This is a genomic window from Planctomycetia bacterium (genome assembly GCA_034440135.1).
GTDB lineage: Bacteria > Planctomycetota > Planctomycetia > Pirellulales > JALHLM01 > JALHLM01.
The window spans coordinates 1-2809 of sequence record JAWXBP010000010.1; the positions used below are offsets into that span (position 1 = coordinate 1).

4 protein-coding genes are annotated in these 2809 nt (G+C 61.3%); 1 reads left to right on the plus strand and 3 read right to left on the minus strand.

Going from position 1 to position 2809, the window contains the following annotated elements; genetic code table 11:
• The first annotated feature begins 10 nt into the window (after nucleotides 1-10).
• Complete coding sequence (locus SGJ19_00705) at nucleotides 11-175, plus strand: FtsW/RodA/SpoVE family cell cycle protein (protein MDZ4778753.1); 165 nt, start codon at nucleotides 11-13, stop codon at nucleotides 173-175.
• Nucleotides 176-337: 162 nt separating this feature from the next.
• On the opposite strand, the gene SGJ19_00710 is transcribed toward SGJ19_00705, so the two are convergent.
• The 3 genes from SGJ19_00710 to SGJ19_00720 form a co-directional block, all read right to left on the minus strand.
• Nucleotides 338-2026: an IS66 family transposase gene (locus SGJ19_00710; GenBank protein ID MDZ4778754.1), complete on the minus strand. Its 1689-nt coding sequence runs from the start codon at nucleotides 2024-2026 to the stop codon at nucleotides 338-340.
• A 145-nt stretch (nucleotides 2027-2171) separates the two neighbouring features.
• On the minus strand, nucleotides 2172-2351 hold the full coding sequence (gene tnpB / locus SGJ19_00715; GenBank protein ID MDZ4778755.1) for an IS66 family insertion sequence element accessory protein TnpB: 180 nt from the start codon (nucleotides 2349-2351) through the stop codon (nucleotides 2172-2174).
• Nucleotides 2352-2469: 118 nt separating this feature from the next.
• Nucleotides 2470-2809: transposase (locus SGJ19_00720; GenBank protein ID MDZ4778756.1), on the minus strand; the 340-nt coding region annotated here is incomplete at its 5' end.

Below are 2809 nucleotides of genomic sequence, written 5' to 3' on the forward strand. Positions count from 1 at the left end.
CAACACGGCCATGACCGTTGGCCTGGCGCCGGTCACCGGTTTGTCGTTGCCGCTATTGAGCCACGGCGGCAGCGGGCTGGTCGCGCATGTCGCGGCGCTGGGCCTGCTGGTACGGGTGGCGCTGCGTGATGAACTGGACGCAGCGCCGGCGCCATTTCGCTGGTCGCCGGGGTAGTGGGCGGGCGATACCGCGATTTCCCCAGCTTGGCGAACATCGGATCGTCGCGACCGTAGACAAAACGACTGGGGAACAGCATGGGATAATCCGCTCGTGCGTTTACTTCGATTATCCATCGTTCCTGTTCTAGTCCCATCAGCATCGGGTAATAGGTAAGCGTTAACTGATCGACAGCATCTGACGGCGTTGGGCGCGGCGACGCCGGCGCCGGGCCGTGGCTTCCTGAAGTTCCGCTTCGCGCGAGGCGAGGATGTGTTCTGGGTGCGCCTTGGCCCAAAGATCGGGCAGCAGCGGGCGGATGGCGCCGGTGTCCGTGGGGTTGATCGCCGGAAGCTCGCGCAGAATGTCGGTCAGGTAGGCGGTCACGTCGAGATGGTACAACCTGGCACTCTGCACGACCGAATACAGCACCGCCGCGGTTTGTCCGCCGCGCAGACTTCCGAAAAACAAAAAGTTCTTCCGACCAATGGCGACCGGCCTGATCGAGCGTTCCAGATGGCCCGTATCGAGCTGAATTCGTCCCTCGTCGAAGAACCGAGTCAGGTCCGCCCGGCGGTTCAAGGCATAGGTGATGGCCCCGGCCAGCTTCGTCGTGGGCCGCAACGTTGGCAAGGCGTCGTCCCAACTGGCGAACAGCCGATCGACCACTGACCGCGACTCGCGTTGGTGTAGCGTGCGGCGCTCGTCGAACGAAAGACTCTTGCTCCGATCGTCGATATCGTACAGCAACTGGATTCGGGCCAGCGTCTCGTTGACGAGCGGATGACTGGTCGTGGCCAGGGCCTCGTCGAACTTGCGGCGCGTGTGCATCCAGCAGCCGGCCGGGATCAACCGCTCCGAGAATTCCTTTACCAGCGATTCGTAAGCCGAATGTCCGTCGGTCTGCAGGACGCCGCGAAAATCTGCCAGCACCTCTCGCGGACCCTCGCGGCTGCGGGTAGGCCGGAAGTCGTAGTATAGGAATTGATGTGCGGCGTCACCTGCGTAGCCGAATAAGTACCCTTGCGATGATTTGCCAGGCACGCCACCGAGATACCGCACGGGTGTTTCGTCGACCTGCACGACGAAGCTCTTGAGAATCTCGTCCAGCCCGAGCGAGACAATTGGCTTGAGGCACTGTGCCGTGCCCGCGAGCAGTTTCCACAACAGGGGCCGCGACAACCAGACTCCGAGTGGACCGATCAGCATCTCTTGATGGCGATACGTTGGCAAGTGGCGCTCGAACTTGGCCGACACGATCCAGGCCAACACGCTCGCGCCGAACGGGCTTTTATCGATAGGAACCGGCGGTTTCGCCGTCGTGACGACTTGATCCCCGGCCCGGCAACCGGAACAAGCATAGGTGTACCGCACATGTTCGACGACGTAGGCTTGCGCCGGTTCGAGTTCGATCTGCTTGGTAACTCGCGTGGCAATCACGACCCACTCTCCGCCGCAACAACCGCAAGGCCGCTGCTCGTCGGGAAGCGGATGATCTTCGCGGCGCACCGGCAGAAAGTCGGGAATGACAAACTTACGGCGCGGCTTGCGTGGGGGCTTGGGCGTTGGATTCTCTGGGGTGGCTACTGCGGCAGACTCGGCCGTCTCCGCTTCCGAGGGCGTTGTTTCTAAGGGGAGCACCCCAAACAGAAGCTGCTGGTCGGGCGAGGGCGTGTAGCGCTCGCGACGCGGACCGAACAGAGCCTTCTTGAGCAGCGCCAGTTGCTCGCGAGCCTGATCGAGGGCTACTTGCTGCGCAGCAATCTGCTCCTGCTGCAAGGCAATCACCCCATCCTTCTCGCAGAGGAGAGACTCCTTCTCCGCAAGCGTCGCAAGCAGGTCATCAGGATTCAACCGTCCGTGATCCATGTGAAATAGAGGTACGAAGCGGGCAAAAAGTTACGCGACCGGCGAAAATAATTTCTCGCGCGGCGCATTGGACCGCATGAACTCAGGCCGGAACGGCCGCGCTGTGCCAGCGTTTGCGGCGTTTCACACTCGCCAACTCGATCCCTTACAGAATCAGCGACAAATCGCTCAGTTTGATCTCGACGCCGGCCGTGTTCGCATCGGCTGCGGTCCGCGGCAACTCGAAAGTGCCGCGTTCGAGACGTCGATAGAAGATCGCTAGTCCATCTCCCGTGAAGAACAGTACCTTCACGGAGTTGTGACGGCGATTGAAGAACAGAAACAGTCCCCCCCCTCGACCTGCTTACCGATCTCCTGCTCGACGATTCCGACCAAGCCCGAAAAGCTTTTTCGCATGTCTGCCGGCTTTGAGTAGGCATACACGCGAGTCGTCGGTAAGAAACTCAGCACGAGGGACTTCCTCCTGCGCGGGCGCTCAATACTGCGCACAGCACGCGCCGGATCGACACTTCGTCACAGCCTGCCGGAATGCAGACACGAATCGCCGGCGATTGGGCTGGCATGTCGGCGAGTTCGACCGTGATCTCTCCACTGCCGACATGCTGGTCCGCGACAACCCGAACTGGCACGAGCGACGACTGCTTCGCGGCGCCGTCCAGAGAATTCAACCGTCGCCGCCAAGCGTAGAACGACGCCGGAGACACGCCGGCATGCTCGCACAGCTTGGCGACCGAAAGCTGCGAAAGGGACTGTTGGGCAATCAGCTTTCGCCAAAATACTTCA